The following is a 17304-nucleotide window of genomic DNA, read 5'->3' on the forward strand; positions in this document are numbered from 1 at the left end:
TGCGCCACCGATGTCTTGGTCCGTTCGAATGGGATCTATGCCATCAGTTCGCGGCAGCCCAGGTCGTCGACAGCCATGCAGGCGCGCTCGAAGTTGTTCCACCATATGACCGGAGGAATGCCGTTCGCGTGCTGCCAGATCGGTGTCGCGATCAGCCAGAGTGCTGACAGCCTGTAGTCATCCCGCAATGCGCGCCGGTCGTAGCCCCGCACGCCCCGGGCCGCAAGTTCGTCGTGAAAGCAGTCGAGGAGGCGCGACTCGAAACGCCGACGGAGGTCGGGATACCACTGCTGGGCCATCATGCAGGCGAGGTCGTCCGAACCGGTGTTCACCTGCCAGGCATCCCAATCGAACAACCTTCCTCCGTCCTTCGCGCCATCTTTCGGCAAGAAGCAGTTCCAGACATGGGCGTCGCCCTGGATGATCGTCATGTTGCGCTGCGACAGGTATCGCTGCGCCAATCGCGGCGCGGAATCGAACAATCGTTCGCAAAGGGAACGCCGCTCGAGCGACAAGCGATCACCCATCTCATCTGCGAATCGCGAGAAGTGAGCGACCATCGCCTTCGTTGCCTCTTCATGCGCACGAGCGTCCTGCCACGAACCGATCGTCACGCCGAGACGAGGATCGTCCCACCATGCGGCTTGACAGCGGGCACGCGTTCGAACGATGGCCTCGCACTGCGCGAAGTCGGGCGGCAGTGGCCAGCGCGTCGCGACAAAGTGCGAATCGGTCAAGTCTTCCAACAGCAAGTGCCAAGTTCCGCTGTCGCCGTCCCAATGGGCGGCGAAGCAGCGCGGGACGATGCCCGGAGGCATCGAAGGCGCAACATCCTGGTAGAAGGCCACCTCGTGCTTGCCGCCGGCCCATGGGCCACCCGGTCGATCCGCCAGGCCGGCTTTCAGGATCAAGGTGGTGGGTGCGCCGGGCACGGTGCCGGTGTAGGCGAGGCGCAGCCTGAAGATGTGTGACAACACCGTCGCATACGACGCTTCGATCGACACCCCCGTGACGCTCTTTCCGTCAAGCACGCCCGCTCGGCCCAGCGCCTCTTCGAGGCTGGCTGGCTCGGCGAATTTGGGTAGAGAAGGATGCGTCATCCGGGGGCGATGTTCGATCCTAGGAGGTCGGCGTCACGGGGTGCAGCCGCACGCCCGGGGCATCCAATCGCGCACTCAGGATGCTCCCGTTGGACGAGTCGGTGACAAACAGGGTGGATCGATCTGCGCCGCCGAATGCGACGTTGGTGGTCGAGGCGCCTGTCGGCCCGCGCAGCACCATCACCGGCTCGGCTCGCGCGTTGAGCACCCACACATAGCCCAGGCCGGGGTTGGCGACGATCACACGCCCCTGCACGTCGACCGCGAGGCCGTCCGGTCCGCTCGGCCCATAGGACGTGAAGAACTGGCTGACCTTTGCCACGCTTCCGTCGGCCAGCAGTGGCACGCGCCACACGCAGTTGCCGCGCGTCACGGCCAGGTACAACACTTTTCCGTCCGGCGACAGCGCGACGCCGTTGGGGCTCGGGATGTTGGAGAGCAAGAGATCCAGTTGCCCGTCGGGGCGCAGTCGGTACAGGCGGCCCGTCGGATCGTGCAGGCCGGTCTGACCCTGGTCGGTAAAGTAGATGTTGCGCGTTGCATCGATGACAAGGTCGTTGACGCCCTTGAAGCGCTCGGTATTGCGCCGTTGAAGGTGCGGCGTGACGGCGCCGGACGCCACGTCGATCCGCATCAGCCCGTTCTTGTAGTCCGTGACCAATAAAGTCCGCGCGTCCAGGAACTTCATACCGTTGGGCTCGCCGTCGTATTCCGCTACCTTCGACCAGTGGCCCTCGACGTCGATGCGAAAGATGCGCCCGAACGGGATGTCGGCCACGAACAGGTTGCCGGCATCGTCGAACACCGGACCTTCGAGAAACGAGTCGGTGACTTGCCCGCCCCGGTTCGCATCGGCCCACACCGAAGACTCGGGCCTGCGGAACGCCTCGGGCATGCGTGCAAACACCTCGAGCTCGAGCACCTGTGGGGGCTGAAGAAGGAACAAGGCGGTCTCCGGATGTCTACTGCTTGTCGAATGACGCGTTGGCGGCGATCTTGCCCCACAACACGTTGCTGTCGGTGAGCATTTTCGTGAAGGCAGCGGCATCGGCCGTGCGCGGCTCGGCGCCGAGCCCTTCGGAGAACGCCTTCATGTCCGGCGTGGCCATGGCCTTCGCGATCTCCTGTTGAAGACGTGCGAGCACGGGTGCAGGCGTGCCCTTGGGTGCCCACAGGCCCGTCCAGTTCACGACACTGAAGCCCTTGACCCCCGCCTCCGCAAAGGTGGGCACGGCTGGCAGGGCGACCAGCCGCTTGTCGCCGCTCACGGCCAGCAGGCGCAGCTTGCCGCCCTTGACGTTGCCCATGACGCCGGGCGTCGACGAGAACTGCATGTCGATCGTGTTGGACAACACCGCCTGCGTGGCCTCGCCGGCGCCCTTGAAAGGCACATGCATCAGCTTCGTGCCGCTGGCCAGTCCAAACGCCTCTGCGGTGAAGTGCGGCGTGGTGCCGGCGCCACCCGTGCCGTAGGTCAGCTTGCCCGGCGCGGCCTTCGCAGCGGCGACGAACTCCGGCAATGTCTTGTACGGCGACTCGGCGTTGACCACCATGCTCATCGGCGCGAACACGTAGGCACTGACCGGCACGAGGTCCTTGTCATAGTCGAAAGGCAGCTTCTTGAAGATGAACGGCAACAGCGAATAGGTCGTGTCGTTCGCCATCAACGTGTAGCCGTCGGCCTCGGCGCGGGCGACGGCGCTGGCACCGATGGTGCCGGTGCCGCCGGGCTTGTTGTCGATGATGATGCTCTGCCCCATCTGCTCGCTGAGCTTCTGCGCCATCTTGCGCGTGACAACATCCACCGCGCCGCCCGGCGGATAAGGCACGACGATCTTGATGGGCTTGTTCGGGTAGGCGGACTGCGCGTGTGCGCCAAGGGGCGCGATGGCGGCGAGCGCTGCGAGCAATCCGCATGCGGTCATCCGGGCGCGGCACGAATCTGGGGTCTTGCGGGGCATTGGTGTCTCCTGTCGTTTCGTTTTGATGCGCGTCGTCAGGCGGCGGTGGCGGCGACCTGCCGATCCAGCACCTCGAGCGCGTTGCGGGCCGCGGCCATGCCCATGTTCACGTAGGCATCGCTGGTGACGCCGCCGATGTGCGGGCTCAGCACGAAGCCTTTCTCGCCCTGGAACGGATGCCCTTCGATCATCGGCTCGATCGCAAAGCTGTCGAGCCCTGCGGCCATGACGTGCCCCGACCGCACCGCGGCGAGCAGCGCCTCCTCGTCGATCAGGCCGCCGCGGGCCGTGTTCACGACAATCACGCCAGGCTTGCATTTCGACAGTGTCTTCGCATCGAGGAGGTTGCGGTTGTCATCGGTCAGCGGGCAGTGCAGCGACACGGCATCCGAGTCGCGCCAGATCGTCTCGAGGTCCACGGGCTGGATGAATGCCGGCAGCTTGCTGGCGAAGGGGTCGAAACCGATCACGCGCATGCCCAGGGCATCGGCCATGCGCGCAAAGCGCTGGCCGATCGCACCGAGGCCGACGACGCCGATGGTGCGGCCGTGCAGCTCGACGCTCTTGTGGGTCGCCTTGTCCCAATGGCCGGCATGCATCCGCGCATCGAGCGGCACGACGGACTTGGCGCAGGCCAGCAACAGGGCCAGCGCCTGTTCTGCCACCGCAGCGGCATTGGCGCCCGCGGCTGCCACCACCTCGACGCCCCGCGCACGCGCGGCCGTCTTGTCGATGGTGTCGGTCCCGCTGCCGTGCTTCGAGATGACCCGCAGGGCCGGCGCCGCATCCATGGCCGCGGCGCCCACCTTGCTGTAGCGCACGATGATGGCGTGCGGGTTGTGCCTTGCGCAGAGCGCGACGATGTCTTCTTCCTTCGGCGTCTTGCCGGCGAAGATCACTTCGTGGCCTTCGAGCAATGAGAGCGCCTGTGGCGCGAGGTCGGCGCCGGTGACGAGGAACGTGCTCACAGCGTTTCTCCTTCCTTCAGCACGCCGGCCGAGCGCAGCGCCGCATCCAGCCATTTGGCTGCCGTCTCGCCGCCCTTGATGGCTGCGATGCGCGCGGCCTCGTCCTTGACCTTCTTTGCAGCCAGAGGCAGCAGCGCCTCGATCTTGTCGCGCTCGACCACGACAACGCCGTCGCCGTCGCCGATCACGAAGTCGCCGGGATGCACCGTGACGCCCCCGATCGACACCGGGTGGCCGATGCGGCCGCCGATGCTCTTGGTCGGGCCGTTCGGGTTGGTGCCGACCGAGAACACCGGGTAGTCCATCTCGTCGATCTCCAGGCTGTCGCGGCAGGCGCCGTCCATCACCACACCGGCGATGCCGAGCTTCTGGCAGGCCGTCATCATGATCGTGCCCATGAGCGCGGAGGTCAGGTCGCCCTTGCCGTCGATGACCAGCACGTCGCCGGGCTTGGCCATCGCGATGGCCGCGTGGATCATGAGGTTGTCGCCAGGGCGCACTTCCACGGTAAAGGCGGTGCCGGCAAGCTTCATGCGCGGCCGCAGTGCCTTGATGCGGCCATCCACCGCTCCGCGGCGGCCTGCCACGTCGGCCAGGATGGCGGGTTGCAAGGTGGCCGCCTGCGCCACGATGTGAGCGGGCACGCGCTCGAAGTCGCGAACAATGTCGGGGAGGGATGCTGTCGTCATGGTGTTCTCTCGGTGATGGTGAGGGGAGCGTTCCAGTCAATCGACCTTGGCGCCGGACTCCTTGACGATCTGGCCCCACCGGCCGATGTCGTCGTGGATCAGCTTGGCGAATTGCTCGGGAGTTCCGCCCAGCGCGTCGGCCCCTTGGCCGGCAAGCTTCTTCCTGACGTCGGGGTCTTGCAGTGCCTTGTTGAAAGCGCCGTTCAGCTTGGCGACGACGTCTTTCGGCAAGCCCGCGGGCCCCGCGACACCGAACCACGTGACGGCCTCGAAGCCCTTGAAGCCCGACTCGGCGATGGTGGGCACCGAAGGCATGTCGGCGGTGCGCTTCAGCGATGTCACGGCGATGGCGCGCATCTTCCCGTTCTTGACGAAACCGATCAGGGTGGGCACGGACGACATGTACATCTGGATCTGGCCGCCGATCAGGTCGGTCGAGCCTTGCGCGGCGCCCTTGTAGGGAACGTGCGTGAACTTGACGGCGGCGGTCTTCTGGAACAACTCTGTCGCGAGGTGCGCCACGGTGCCACTTCCGGAACTCGCGTAGTTCAGCGACTCGGGCTTGGCCTTGGCTGCGGCCAGCACGTCGGCGAGCGTCTTGTACGGCGAGTCGGTCGCCACCACGAGGACGAGCGGCGCGCTCGCGACCGTGACGATCGGCGTCAAGTCCTTCTCGGGGTTGTAGGGGAGCTTGGCGTACAGCGTGGGGTTGATGGCCAGGTTGCTGGTCTGCCCCAGTACCAGCGTGTAGCCGTCGGCCGGCGACTTGGCCGCGGCATCCACGCCCAGGTTGCCGCCGGAGCCCGGCTTGTTGTCGATGATGATCGACCAGCCATTGGCGACCGCCACCTTGTTGGCGACTTCACGCGCAATCAGGTCGGTGCCGCCGCCGGCGGGAAATGGAACGATCAGCTTGATCGGCCGCGAGGGATAGGCCTGGGCCGACGCCGGCGCGTGGACCCCGAGCGTCGCACCGGCGACGAGCGTGGCGGCGGCGATGCCGATGAAGCGGCGCGAGGCTGCCGCAGTGAGGGCGCAATGTTGCATGACTTGTCTCCTGTTGGGCCCACCCTGCTCGATTGCGGGCGGTGCGTTCAGTGGAGGCAAGTATTCGGCGCGAAGCCCATTCAGTCCAATCGATAATTTTTGAAGATCGATAGATTTGACTTGGGGTATCAGTTCGGTGGCGCTTCGGCGTATTTCGCCAGCAGGTCGATGAGGCGTTGTGCCGCCGGGGAGATATAGCCGCTGTCCCGGTAGGTCACGACCATGCGGCGGCGCATCGTCGTGGCGGGCAGCTTGACTTCGCGCAGCGCGGCACCGGAGCGCCCCGCCTGCAGGTGCAGCCGCGAGATGAAGCTCAGCAGGCCCGTCTCGCCGATGAGCGTCGGCAGCATCAGCAGCATCGTGCTTTCGACCTGCACCACGGGCCGGGGAAGGCGATGACGATCGAAGGTCTGGTCGAGCCAGTCCCTCGTCGGCGCGCCGGGCGGTTGAAGCACCCATCGATAACCCGCCAGGTCCTTCAGGCTCGGCTTCGGCTTGTCGAAGATCGTGTGCGTCGCGGTGGCCGCCACCACGATCACGTCTTCCGCCAGATACTGCGAAGCGAACCCGGGTTCGGCGGGGCCCTCGGTGCCCACCATCAGGTCGATGTCGCCGGCACGCAGCAGCGGCTTGAGGACATCGACCAGTGCCACGGTGGTCCGCAAGGTGACGCCCGCTGCTTCGCGCATCAGGTCACGCGCGGCCGGCGGCAGAAGGAATTGCGCGGCCGTCGGCACGATGCCCACCTTGATGTTCCCGGTCAGGCCCCGGCCGATGTCGCCTATCTCGCGGCGCGCGCTCTCCACGTCGAAGCGCGTGCGCTGGGCCCACTTGAGCAGGGCCTTGCCGGCCGTGGTCAATCGAATGCCGCGGCCGGTCTTCTCGAAGAGTGCGGCGCCGCATGCCTCTTCCAGACGCCGTACGCAGCTCGTCAACGCGGGTTGCGTGCGATGCAGACGTTCGGCCGCGCGCCCCATGTGCTCGAGCTCGGCAATGACTTCGAAGTACTGGAGATCACGCAGATCCAGGATTTGTCTCCACGAGATGTTGAGGGGCGCCGCTGGAGACTTTAAGGCAAAGGGCGGTGCCGTTGGCCGCCGAAAGCTGCATCGGCAATGCAATCGGAAACGTGGCCCTACACTGCGCGCGTCGGCTTCACCTGCGCAAGTGGACGGAAATATGAAACGGCGCCAGTTTGCTTCACTTCTCGGCGGGACTGCACTTGCATCACTCCCTTGGTTGCCAGCGTTCGCGGACTCGCGCGAAGCTTGCGGTGCGCCGAGCGCGCGAGCAGACGGATGGGCGATCTCATCCAGCAATGACGAAAAGCTCATCGATGGTGGAGCGCTTTGCAGGATGGCTGATCAACTCGCGGCCTCATCCAACATGCATTCCGTCCTGGTCGCTTGCGGCGGCAAGCTGGTCTTCGAGCGGTACTTCCGTGGTCCTGATGAGGTCCCCGGCCTTTTTTTCGGCAGTCGGGTCAAGAACGTCGTCTTTGATGCCGACACGCTGCATGACCTCAAGTCGGTCTCAAAAAGCGTTGCGTCGCTTGCAGTCGGCATCGCGATCGATCGCGGATTGATCCGCAGCGTCAACGAACCGATCTTCAGCTTCTTTCCCGAGTATGCGGACCTGCGCTCGCCTGAGAAGGATCGGATCCAACTGGTGCACCTGCTCACCATGACGATGGGTTTGGCGTGGGTGGAGGCGACTCCGGCCACTGAGGAGGACAACGACGAAACGCGCATGCGCAGGGCGGCAGATCCATCTCGCTATGTCCTCGGTCTGGCGTCGACTTCGCCGCCGGGCCAGGAGTTCTTCTACAACACCGGAGCGCTTGCCCTCGTGTCTGCCATCGTCCACAAGGCGACCGGACGCCCGCTGGACGAATTTGCCCGGGAAGTCCTGTTCGACCCTCTGGGAATCACCGACGTAGCGTGGCGCCGGGTCAAGGGCTATACAGATGCCGGAGGTGGCTTGCGGTTGCGGCCGCGCGACATGGCGAAGATCGGACAGCTTGTGCTCGCGGGCGGGCGTTGGAACGACCGTCAAATCGTTTCCAGAGCCTGGATCGAGACCTCGACGGCATCAGTGATCAAGGCGACGGACGGAATGGACTATGGGTATCTCTGGTGGCGCGGCCATGTCCGGAGCCAGGCGGGCACGGTGGACTGGATTGGCGCATTGGGTCGAGGCGGCCAGTCGATTCGTATCGTCCCGGAGCGCAATCTCGTTGTCGTGGTGACCGCAGGTTACTACCAGGACTACAGCCCCCAAGCGTTCAAGTTGCAGTTTGGCGTTTTCAGGGATGTCCTGCAGGCGATCCCGCCCGCAGGGTAAACGCAGGCGGAATGCCTTCAGGTCAGCGGAGCACGACGACCCCGTCGGCGGCGCGAACGCCCTCGCCTTGAGGAAGCACAAAGATCGGATTGATCTCGGCCTCCACCAAGCGATCACCCAGTTGAGCGGCCATGCGCGAGAAGGCGACGATGGCGTCGACCAGCGCTTGCACGTCAGCCTTGGGTCGTCCACGGAAGCCATCGAGTAGCGGCCAGGTCTTGAGTTCACGTGCCATGGCCAAGGCGTCTTGCCCGCTGAGGCCGCCTTTCGCGGGCAGCAGGCGGATCGTCGTGTCCTTGAACAGTTCAGCGGTGACCCCTCCCATGCCAAGCAGGATGGCCGTGCCGAGTGGGTCGCGGTGCATGCCGAGGATCAGTTCGGTGCCGCCGCTCACCATCTCCTGCACCAGGAAGCGCCCGGGACGCACGCCCGTATTTCGCTCCACCTCGGCCGCCATCGTGCCGAGCCGCACGCCAACCTCTTCGGGTGAGACATTCACGGCTACGCCGCCGACATCGCTCTTGTGGGTGATCTCGCTGGAGAGGATCTTCAGCACGACGTGTCCCCCAAGTTCGTGCGCGGCGCGTTCCGCCTCCCGACTGTCCTGGACGATCACTTCGCGCGCGCAAGGCACGCCAAACCGCGCGAACAACTCCTTGGCCTGCGCCTCATCCAGCGAGCCTCCGGGAAGGTCGTGCATTTGCACGCAGACAGCGGTCGCAGGCTCCACGGCCGGCGGCTCCCATTGGCTCGCCTGAAACATGGCCGACAGGGCCGCGGCGCAACTTTCCGCGGAAACGAACGCGGGGACACCGCGTTGCGTGAGCAGCGTCGCGGCTTCTGGCGCATGCGGGCTGACATAGGCGAGCACCGGCTTGTCGGACAGCGTCAGGCAGTCCTCGATCGCGCCTGCCATCAACTCGGGCCTGCCAACGCCCGATGAACCGACGATGATGGCCAGGGCGTCATAGGTGGGACTGGCCAACAGTGCCTTGATCGCACCGCGCAACAGATCGGGTTGCAGACCGGCCAAGGTGACGTCGATCGGGTTGCGATCCAGCGCGGCATGGTCGCCGGTCTGCAGGGCCCGCAGGGCCGCCGCCGTTGGCTCATCCGGCACGGGGGTCTCGAATCCGGAAACACCCAGGCTGTCGGACACGAGCGTGCCGGCACCACCGGTGGACGTCAGGATCGCGACCCGCTTGCCGCGCAGGACGCGCCCTGTCGCGAGCGCGGCCGGGATGTCGAGCAGATCGCCGAAGGTCTGCGCGCGAATCACGCCGGTCTGGCGAAACAAGGCGTCGTACATGCGGTCGGCGCCGGCCAGTGCGCCCGTGTGCGACACCGCAGCCTTGGCTCCCGCCTCGGAGCGCCCGATCTTGAAGGCGACGATGGGTTTGCCCGCACTCGCCGCCCTGAGCGCGGCAGCGCGAAATTTCTCCGGGTATCGGATGGCTTCGATGTAGAGCGAGATGACCCGCGTTGCCGGATCGTCGACCAGCGCGTCGATGAAATCGGCCAGCTCGAGATCTACTTCGTTGCTGGTCGACACCAGCTTCGACAGCCCGATGCCTCGTGCGGCAGCCCGCGACAGCAGCGCTCCGAGGATGCCACCGCTCTGCGAAACAACGCCGATGGCACCTGCGTGGAAATGATCCATATCGAGCGCACCGCTGGCCGAGAGCACGATGTCATCGGTCAGGTTCACCAGGCCAATGGTATTGGGGCCCAGGATGCGCATGTCCCCTGCGGCTTCCAGCAGTTGCTGCTGGCGCCGTGCGCCTTCCTCGCCGGCCTCGGTGAAGCCGCTCGCCAGCACGATGGCCGCGGCCGCGCCGCGATCGGCAAGCTCGCGAACGGCGATGTGGGCCCGCTCTGCGCCCAGCAGGACGATGCCGACATCAGGGACCTCCGGCAGCGAGGCCGCATCGCGATAGCAGGGCAATTCGCCGATGCGATCGAGCTTCGGGTTCACGGGGTAGATCGTGCCTGCGAAGCCGTGCTTCAGCAGGTATGACACAGGCCTGCCGGCGGTCTTGGCCGGGTCGCCCGAGGCGCCGATCACGGCGACGCTTCGAGGCTGGAGCAGTCGGGAGAGCGATTCCATGTCCATCATCCCTTGGGGGCGCCATTGGCATAGGCATCGGCCTTGGCAAGGAAGGCCTGGACCGCTTCACGGTGTTCGGTGCTCGTGTAGCAGATGCCCTGCGCCTGGCTGCCCTGGGAGAAGACCTGCTGGGCCGGCAGTTCGAAGGTCTGGTTCAGGATCGCTTTGGAGAGCGCGAGCGCAGTCGCGGAGCCCTTGCTCAATTCGGAAGCCCACGCCTGGGCATCGGCCACGAGCCGGTCTGCCGTGGTCTTGCGGTCAACGATGCCCAAGGCGAGCGCTTCGTCGACGTCCACCTTGTGCCCGGTGAAGATCAGTTCCTTGGCTTTAGGCAACCCGACGCGACGCGGCAGGAAGTACATGCCGCCGCCGTCGGGGATGATGCCTCGGTGAATGTAGGACCAGGTGAAGCTGGCCCACTCGCTGGCGATGATGAAGTCGCACGCGAGCGCGGTGTCCGCGCCAAGGCCGGAGGCGGCGCCGTTGACGGCCGCAATCACCGGCTTGGGCATGGTATGCAGCAGCGCTTGCGTGTGGTGTACACGTTGTTGCCGGTGCCAGCCATTGAATGCGATCTCGCCGGCTGGCGCATTCATGCGGCGCTCCATGCCCGCGATGTCGCCGCCGGCGCAGAAGCCCTTGCCGGCACCAGTGAGCACCAAGGCCCGGATGGCCTTGTCCGCGGCGACGCGCTCCAATGCGTGGATGAACTCGGTGCGCAGTTCGTCGCTCATCGCGTTGCGCTTGCCGGGGCGGTCGAAGGTGATCGTGGCGATGCCGCGCTCGACCTGCAGCTGGATCAGGGAGTAGTCCATGGGATTCATCCTTCTTCGGCCTCAGTCGACCTTGACGTTGTTTTCCTTGACGATCCGCGACCAGCGTGTGGTCTCGGCGCTGACGAAGTCTGCAAGTTCGGCGGGGGAACCGGCGCTGACGGAAAGACCTTCCGGTTCGAGCATCTTGCGAAACTCGGCACCCTCGGTCGCCTTCTTCGCCGCCGCGTTCAGCTTGCCGATCACATCGGTCGGCGTGGCCGCCGGCACGAACAGGCCGTACCAACTCTCGACCGCATAGCCCGGAACAGTCTCCGCGATGGCAGGCACATCCTTCAGGGCCGGCGCGCGGCGCGGCGAGGTGACCCCGATGGCGCGCAGCTTGCCGCCGGCGACCTGGGAGGAAGCCGCTGCGGCGGTGGCGAACATCATGTCGACCTGGCCGCCAAGCAGATCGGTCAGGGCCGGGCCGGCGCCCTTGTAAGGCACGTGCGTCATCTGTACCTTGGCAAGGTTCGTGAACATTTCGCCCGCAAGATGCGCCGAGGTGCCGTTGCCCTGTGAGGCATAGGTGAGTTTCCCAGGGGCGGCACGCGCGGCCGCCACCACATCCGTCACCGACTTGTAGGGGCTGTCTGCACGCACAACGAGGATGTTCGGACCACGCGCAAGCATGACGACCGGTGCAAACGCCTTCTGCGTGTCGTACGGGAGCCTGGTCATCAGACTGGGGTTGACCGCATGCGCAAAGGTCGACACCAGCACCGAGTAACCGTCAGGCGCACTCTTGGCCACGGCATCGCTGCCGATGATGGTGCCCGCGCCGGGCCTGTTGTCGACGATGACAGACTGGCCCAGCACCCGCGACATGCCAATGCCCAGTGCACGTGCGATGGCATCCGTTCCGCCGCCTGGGGCGAAGGGAACAACCAGCTTGACGGGCTTGTCGGGAAACGCAGCGAAGGCGGCGGAGGCTGCCAGCACGGTGGCGGCCAGGCAGCCGGCCAATCGGCACATGAAGGAACGGAAAAGCAAGGTCATGGGTTGTCTCCTGCCACGCGGGCCAAGGTCTCGTGTCTTCGGGGCTTCCGGATGAAGCTGCCATGAGTCGAAGCTTAGGAAGCCTTGGTTCGTTTGACATCCCATCGATTCCAACCAGTGGAATTCACTACACTTGCCGGATGGCGTCGTGCGGCCTTGTACGAGGGCCTTCGAAATCTCATGAGCACGTCAAAACTCGCACAGTCTCTTAGCGCCGAGAAGCCCGGTGTCTCGCCCGCGAACAGGTCCCTGGAGCGGGGCGTCGAGATCCTGAGGTCGTTCCGCCCTGGCTCGGAACTGCTGGGCAACGCCGAGATCGCGGAGCGAACAGGCCTCTCCCGTTCGACGGTGAGTCGCCTGACGCAGACGCTGGTGGGGTCGGGGTACCTGCAGGTGGAACCACGTACCAGGGCGTATCGCCTGGCGCCAGCGGTCCTCAGCCTGGCGCACGCCATGCGCACGGGTTCCACCGCGCTCGCCATTGCAGCGCCGCATATGCGCGAGGTCGCCCAGGCGGAGAGGGTCAACGTGGGCCTGGCCGCTCCCGATCGCGACGAAATGGTTTACCTCGAATCCATTCGGTACAACCGTCGATCTTCTCTGCGAAGGGTCGTTTCGGGTCAACGTGTGCCCATGGAGCTGACCTCTCTCGGTCGCGCATACCTCGCAACGGCGCCGGAAGGCCAGCGCAAGGCCCTGCTCGCGCACTTTCGCCGGAGCCGGCGTGCGCAATGGGCCGAACTCGAGCCGGCGCTCGCGGCCGCGATCCGCGACGTTCAGGAGAAGGGTTTCTGCGCGGCCGCCTGGCAGCCTGAAGTCGTGGCGGTGGCGACCGCACTCCTGTTCAGGGGCTCGCCGTATGCCTTGAATGTGAGCCTGTCGACGGCTGAGCCACTGGCGGCGGTGGTGCGCGATCTTGCGCCAACGCTGCTCGCTTTGAGGGGGCGCATCCAGCGCGAGTTGGACGCCGCGACGGACGCATGGTAGGGACAGACAGTGGGGGATCCGATCGACGGGTGGCCGATTGCATCACGTTCGAAGGTCTGACCAGCGCCGCACCCCTTGCTTGTATCGGTAGAGCCGCCGAAGCAAATCGCTCAATACAGCCGAACTCGCAGATAGCGGTGGACCTTCGAGCTCGTCCTTTCCCGGGACGGGCTGATGCATTCTGTGCATCCAGTAGCCCCCGGCCTTGGGCACGATGCGTGACCCGATCGTGCGGCAGTCCTGTTCCGAGAAGTAGTGAAACACGATGCTGTTGCGCGTCTTCCCTGGCGAATCGATCGGACTGCCGCCGTGAAGCAGATGGGCGCTCCAGATGAAGACATCGCCTCGCTTCGCTGCGAATGTCTGCGCGCTCAGTCCGAGCCGAGAGACCTCGTCTTCCATGTAACGGCTCCATAGGGGCATCTCTTCGGGCACGAAGTGATTGCTGCCGGTCGAGAACACGTATTGCGATATCTTGTGGCTGCCTGGGTAGTAGCGCAGAGGCCCTGCATCCAGGTGGCAGTCCTCGAGCGCAATCCAGATGGCAATCAGGTGCCCCTGCGAGCGCGGCGTCATGTAGAGCGCATCGACATGATCGCCTTGGGCGCTGCCGTGCAGGAAATTCAGCGAATTGCACAGCACCGGGGTGGCCGCGAGAAGCGCCTTGAGGATCGGAGTGATCCTGGCATTCAATGCCAACCGCCTGATGCTTTCATATTCGAGGTAGAGGTCATTGACCTTGAAGCGATGACTGTGCCGGGCCTCTTCGCCGACGTCGCCGATCTTCATGCGCTGGTTCGTGTGGAGGTCGTCGACAACCACGCGCGAAGGCCGGTTCGTCCACGCGTGCGCAACTGCGGCTCTTGCGGCGTCGGTTTCCGCTTCGGAATAGAACCGGGGGAGGACCGCATAGCCCTCGTCCTGCCACTTCCGAACCAACGTTGCGTCGTATGTCAACTGAGCCTCACGTTTGCCTGCACAGCCGCTCAACCATCTGCCTTCTCGAGCAAGGCATGCACGTAAAGCAACAGGTCCGCGATGAGCCGGTCGTCGTGCGTGGAAAAGTCGAGGCCCGTGAGTTCCGACGCCTTGGCAATCCGTGCGCTGACCGTCTTGCGATGCACCTTCAGGCGGTGCGCAGCGGCCTCCAGCGAGCAATTGGCGTCGAAGAACACCCGCAGCGTGTTCAGCAACTGGTCGCGCAAGGTCGCATCCTCCCGCAGCAATGCGCCGAAATTGAGTTCCAGGAAATGCCGCATGCCGGACTCATGCCGCAGGCTCAGCAACAGGCCGACGACACCCGCGCGGTCGTACACGATGGCGGCGGAGCGCTTCAATTGCCGCGCCACTTCCAGCGCGATCAGCGCCTCGCGGTACGCTGTTTGCAGGCCACGCGCATGCGCACAACGGCTGCTGCCGCCGATCAGCACCCGGCGACCGCCGAGTTCTTCGTCGAGCCGGTGCGCCACGCGATCCGCGATGCGTTCGGCCTCGTCGAGCGGCTCGTCCGAACACAGGATCGCGAGCGACAAGCCGTGCGTCGCCACTGCGCGCACGCCGCTGGGCTTGAGCGCATGGATGACGCGCGTGACCTGCGCGCGCACGGTGGACACGGCGCGGTCGGGGCTGCCGCTCGCCGGCCCCATTTCGCAGATGTAGAGGCGCAGCGGACCGCCCAGGTCCAGCTTGACATCGACGGCACGGTCGAGCGCGGCGGCCAGCGCCGCCTCGTCGGCGCGCAGCAAATCCCAGACGATGGCGTCGATGGTTTCGGAGCGCGCGCGGCTGGCGGCGCGCTGCTCGAGGCGGTGAACGGCGGCGATCATCGCGACCTGTGCCAGCGTCAGCTCGGTCATCTCGCCGTGGCCTTCGACCATGCGGCCGGCGACCCAGCCGGCGATCTCGCTCTCCACGAGCAAGGGCTGTGCAAGCCAGCGCTCGTCCAGGTGCTCGATGACGACGCGGTCGGTCGCGGGCCGCGGCCGGACGGCGCGTGCCGGAGCGAGCGCGCGCGACAGGGCCGGCAGGATCGCGGCCGCGCTGCAGTTGGCGCTGCAGGCCAGCAGCACGCACTCCATGTCCACGATCACCACCTCGGCTTGCAGGAAGCTGCCCGCGCTGTTGGCCATGGCCGTCAGGCCGCCGCCCTGCAGCAGGGTCTTCATGAGGTTCTGGGTCAGCTCCGACAGGCTGCCGACCGTGTTGTAGCGCTTGCTCAGCGCGTCGTTGGCGTGGCCCAGTTCCTCGACCATGCGTCGCTGCGTGTCGTAGAGCTGGGCGTTTTCGATGGCGATCGACGCGAGATTGGCCAGCGCCACCAGCCGGATGTTGTCAAGCGGCGTGAAGGTGGACGGCCGGCGCCGCCAGACCTCCAGCACGCCGATGACCGTATCGCGCCCGAGCAGCGGCGCGGCGAGCGCGGAGCGCACCATCTCCGCTTCGGCCAGCGGAAAGAAGTCGCGGCTGATGGCCTCGCTGGTCAGGTAGTCCTCGACCGACGACGGCTCGCGCCGTTCCAGCACGCGGCCGGCCAGCCCCTGGCCCGGTCCCATGCGCAGGCTCGATGTCTGCGGCGAGTGGTTGCCGACGCAGCGCTGCATGACGATCTGGTCGCCCTCGCGCAGCAGCACGCCGCAGATGTCGGCGGCGAGCAGTCGCTTCGCTTCCTGCGTGATGTGCAGCAGGATCTCGCTGAGATCGTGGCTCTTGAGCATGCGCGTGGCCACACGCTGCAGCGCCTGCACTTCGTCGAGGTTCTGCGAGGCGACGCGCTGGCGCTCGCAGGTCTGCAGGGCGAGGGAGAGGCATTGGCGCAGCACGTCGATGTCGGGGGAGTGCTCGATGCGCTTGTTGCTGCCCTCGACCATGAGCGCCAGTGCGCCCACCACGACGGGCACGTAGACGACGTCGCCGCTGCGCTGCGATGCATCCCATTCATGCAGGCCGGGCGGCGTGGGCGCGCATGGCAGATCGGAGCCTTGGTCCAGCGCCGACCATTCGCGCCAGCGGCCGCCGGAGTGCAGCAGCACGTGCGCGCGCGCACCGGCAAACAGCCGATGGACCGCCGCTTCCGCTTCCGAGAGCAACAGCTCGTACTGGCCGCGCAAGGCGGCCGAGACGACGGGTTCGAGGACGACCGACAGCGCCGCGCTGCTCTGCGCGGTGCGACCGGCCGTGGCAATGGCGCTCATCCGGTGAGTGTGTCGTTTTGGCGCCGAAGATGCTAGAGGGCGATCACCGCCTTCAGGATCGTCTGGGCGGCCAGTTGGCGATATAACGCGGGCGCATCGGCGAGCGAGCCGCGCGCATCGATCACCACCGTCGGGTCCAGCGTGCCGCCCGTCACCATCCGCAGCAGGCGGCGGCGCAGCCGGATGCCGTCGCCGATCGCGAAGCCGAGGCTGAGTTCGTCGCTGAACCCGCGCGCCAGGGGGAACGACCACGTCTCCGCGACATGCGCGCCGACCGACACGATGCGCGCACGCGGACGCGCCAGCGCCATCGCCAGATCCAGCGGACCGGTGCCGCCGACGGCTTCCAGCACCACGTCCGCGCCGATGCCGTCGGACACGCGCCGGACCAGCGCCACCGCCTCGTCCGGATGCACCGCGAGCGAGCCATGCGCCTGCGCAAACGCCCGTCGCTTTTCATTCGGCTCGACCACCACCACGATGCCGGCGGCGGCCACCTGCGCCGACAGCGCGGTGAGTTGCCCGACCGCGCCGCCGCCGACGACCACCACGCAATCGCCGGGGCCGGTGGCTGAGCGCTCGACGGCGACCCAGCCGGTCGCCAGGTTGTCGCCCATCAGCAGCGCCGCCTCGGGCGGGCACGATGCCGGCATGAGGCCCAGCGTGGTGTCGGCATGCGGCACCCGCACGTACTGCGCCTGCGCGCCCGCCAGCGCCGCGCCGAAGGCCGTGCCGGTACCGAAGAAGGCGCGCTGCGCGCAATGCCAGTGGTCGCCGCCGTCGCACCAGTGGCAATGACCGCAGGCCGTGAAGTCCGATGACATGACCGCATCGCCCAGGTGGATGCGCCGCAGGTCGGCGCCGGCCTCGACCACCTCGCCGACGAATTCGTGACCCACGACCGCGCCCGGCACCAGCCCCGGGAAGTCGCCGCGCACCACGTGGAGGTCGGTGCCGCAGATGCCGGCCAGCTTCACCTTGACGATGGCATCGGTCGCGTCGACCAGCACCGGCTTCGGCACCTCCGCGACCTCGACCACACCGGGGCTCTTCCAGATCAGCGCGCGCATGGCGGACTCGCAGTCGGCATCGATGAC

15 protein-coding genes are annotated in these 17304 nt (G+C 66.2%); 2 read left to right on the plus strand and 13 right to left on the minus strand.

The features are described 5' to 3' along the window. Positions 1-35 precede the first annotated feature (35 nt). The 7 genes from AC1D3B_RS31590 to AC1D3B_RS31620 form a co-directional block, all read right to left on the minus strand. The gene (locus tag AC1D3B_RS31590) at positions 36-1100 is read right to left on the minus strand and encodes a protein kinase family protein (RefSeq protein ID WP_478194622.1); all 1065 of its coding nucleotides are present in this window, start codon (positions 1098-1100) and stop codon (positions 36-38) included. 19 nt (positions 1101-1119) lie between these two features. Continuing rightward, positions 1120-2046: an SMP-30/gluconolactonase/LRE family protein gene (locus AC1D3B_RS31595; protein ID WP_478194623.1), complete on the minus strand. Its 927-nt coding sequence runs from the start codon at positions 2044-2046 to the stop codon at positions 1120-1122. 16 nt (positions 2047-2062) lie between these two features. After that, positions 2063-3061, minus strand: coding sequence for a Bug family tripartite tricarboxylate transporter substrate binding protein (locus AC1D3B_RS31600; RefSeq protein WP_478194624.1), 999 nt, complete (start codon positions 3059-3061; stop codon positions 2063-2065). 35 nt (positions 3062-3096) lie between these two features. Then, a complete protein-coding gene (locus tag AC1D3B_RS31605; RefSeq protein ID WP_478194625.1) occupies positions 3097-4029 on the minus strand; it encodes an NAD(P)-dependent oxidoreductase in 933 nt (310 codons plus the stop codon). Further along, positions 4026-4718: an RraA family protein gene (locus tag AC1D3B_RS31610; protein ID WP_478194626.1), complete on the minus strand. Its 693-nt coding sequence runs from the start codon at positions 4716-4718 to the stop codon at positions 4026-4028. Before AC1D3B_RS31610 ends, AC1D3B_RS31605 begins: the two co-directional genes overlap by 4 nt. 36 nt (positions 4719-4754) lie before the next feature. After that, entirely contained in the window at positions 4755-5765 is a 1011-nt protein-coding gene (locus tag AC1D3B_RS31615) for a Bug family tripartite tricarboxylate transporter substrate binding protein (RefSeq protein WP_478194627.1), read from the minus strand. A 128-nt stretch (positions 5766-5893) separates the two neighbouring features. Beyond that, positions 5894-6811, minus strand: coding sequence for a LysR family transcriptional regulator (locus AC1D3B_RS31620; protein WP_478194653.1), 918 nt, complete (start codon positions 6809-6811; stop codon positions 5894-5896). A gap of 310 nt (positions 6812-7121) precedes the next feature. Between AC1D3B_RS31620 and AC1D3B_RS31625 the strand changes: the two genes are divergently transcribed. Beyond that, positions 7122-8108 carry a serine hydrolase domain-containing protein gene (locus tag AC1D3B_RS31625; RefSeq protein WP_478194628.1) on the plus strand — a complete coding sequence of 329 codons (987 nt, stop codon included), beginning with the start codon at positions 7122-7124 and terminating at the stop codon, positions 8106-8108. 22 nt (positions 8109-8130) lie between these two features. Here the strand turns inward: AC1D3B_RS31625 and AC1D3B_RS31630 are convergent, their stop codons facing one another. Genes AC1D3B_RS31630 through AC1D3B_RS31640 form a run of 3 tightly spaced genes read right to left on the minus strand, consistent with a single transcriptional unit; the run spans position 8131 to position 12029 of the window. Continuing rightward, positions 8131-10215, minus strand: a complete 2085-nt coding sequence (locus tag AC1D3B_RS31630; protein ID WP_478194629.1) for an acetate--CoA ligase family protein — start codon at positions 10213-10215, stop codon at positions 8131-8133. Positions 10216-10220: 5 nt separating this feature from the next. Next, on the minus strand, positions 10221-11030 hold the full coding sequence (locus tag AC1D3B_RS31635; RefSeq protein ID WP_478194630.1) for an enoyl-CoA hydratase/isomerase family protein: 810 nt from the start codon (positions 11028-11030) through the stop codon (positions 10221-10223). Between the two features lie 21 nt (positions 11031-11051). Further along, positions 11052-12029: a tripartite tricarboxylate transporter substrate binding protein gene (locus AC1D3B_RS31640; protein WP_478194631.1), complete on the minus strand. Its 978-nt coding sequence runs from the start codon at positions 12027-12029 to the stop codon at positions 11052-11054. Positions 12030-12209: 180 nt separating this feature from the next. Between AC1D3B_RS31640 and AC1D3B_RS31645 the strand changes: the two genes are divergently transcribed. Continuing rightward, positions 12210-13016: an IclR family transcriptional regulator gene (locus tag AC1D3B_RS31645; RefSeq protein ID WP_478194632.1), complete on the plus strand. Its 807-nt coding sequence runs from the start codon at positions 12210-12212 to the stop codon at positions 13014-13016. Between the two features lie 42 nt (positions 13017-13058). Here AC1D3B_RS31645 and AC1D3B_RS31650 read toward each other — a convergent pair whose 3' ends face one another. The 3 genes from AC1D3B_RS31650 to AC1D3B_RS31660 are packed head-to-tail and all read right to left on the minus strand — an operon-like array spanning position 13059 to position 17277. Then, the gene (locus tag AC1D3B_RS31650) at positions 13059-13973 is read right to left on the minus strand and encodes a phytanoyl-CoA dioxygenase family protein (protein WP_478194633.1); all 915 of its coding nucleotides are present in this window, start codon (positions 13971-13973) and stop codon (positions 13059-13061) included. A gap of 29 nt (positions 13974-14002) precedes the next feature. Further along, positions 14003-16207 (minus strand): helix-turn-helix domain-containing protein, encoded by a 2205-nt coding sequence (locus tag AC1D3B_RS31655; protein ID WP_478194634.1) that lies wholly within the window; start codon positions 16205-16207, stop codon positions 14003-14005. A 32-nt stretch (positions 16208-16239) separates the two neighbouring features. Next, positions 16240-17277, minus strand: a complete 1038-nt coding sequence (locus AC1D3B_RS31660; protein WP_478194635.1) for an alcohol dehydrogenase catalytic domain-containing protein — start codon at positions 17275-17277, stop codon at positions 16240-16242. Positions 17278-17304 lie beyond the last annotated feature (27 nt).

It is taken from the genome of Variovorax sp. P5_A3 (assembly GCF_056400665.1).

Bases quoted from the DNA above. Each gene is read 5' to 3' on its own strand.
- AC1D3B_RS31590 (WP_478194622.1), bottom strand. From the start codon at position 1,100: ATGACGCATCCTTCTCTACCCAAATTCGCCGAGCCAGCCAGCCTCGAA.
- AC1D3B_RS31600 (WP_478194624.1), bottom strand. From the start codon at position 3,061: ATGCCCCGCAAGACCCCAGATTCGTGCCGCGCCCGGATGACCGCATGC.
- AC1D3B_RS31610 (WP_478194626.1), bottom strand. From the start codon at position 4,718: ATGACGACAGCATCCCTCCCCGACATTGTTCGCGACTTCGAGCGCGTG.
- AC1D3B_RS31615 (WP_478194627.1), bottom strand. From the start codon at position 5,765: ATGCAACATTGCGCCCTCACTGCGGCAGCCTCGCGCCGCTTCATCGGC.
- AC1D3B_RS31625 (WP_478194628.1), top strand. From the start codon at position 7,122: ATGGCTGATCAACTCGCGGCCTCATCCAACATGCATTCCGTCCTGGTC.
- AC1D3B_RS31630 (WP_478194629.1), bottom strand. From the start codon at position 10,215: ATGGAATCGCTCTCCCGACTGCTCCAGCCTCGAAGCGTCGCCGTGATC.
- AC1D3B_RS31635 (WP_478194630.1), bottom strand. From the start codon at position 11,030: ATGGACTACTCCCTGATCCAGCTGCAGGTCGAGCGCGGCATCGCCACG.
- AC1D3B_RS31640 (WP_478194631.1), bottom strand. From the start codon at position 12,029: ATGACCTTGCTTTTCCGTTCCTTCATGTGCCGATTGGCCGGCTGCCTG.
- AC1D3B_RS31645 (WP_478194632.1), top strand. From the start codon at position 12,210: ATGAGCACGTCAAAACTCGCACAGTCTCTTAGCGCCGAGAAGCCCGGT.
- AC1D3B_RS31655 (WP_478194634.1), bottom strand. From the start codon at position 16,207: ATGAGCGCCATTGCCACGGCCGGTCGCACCGCGCAGAGCAGCGCGGCG.
- AC1D3B_RS31660 (WP_478194635.1), bottom strand. From the start codon at position 17,277: ATGCGCGCGCTGATCTGGAAGAGCCCCGGTGTGGTCGAGGTCGCGGAG.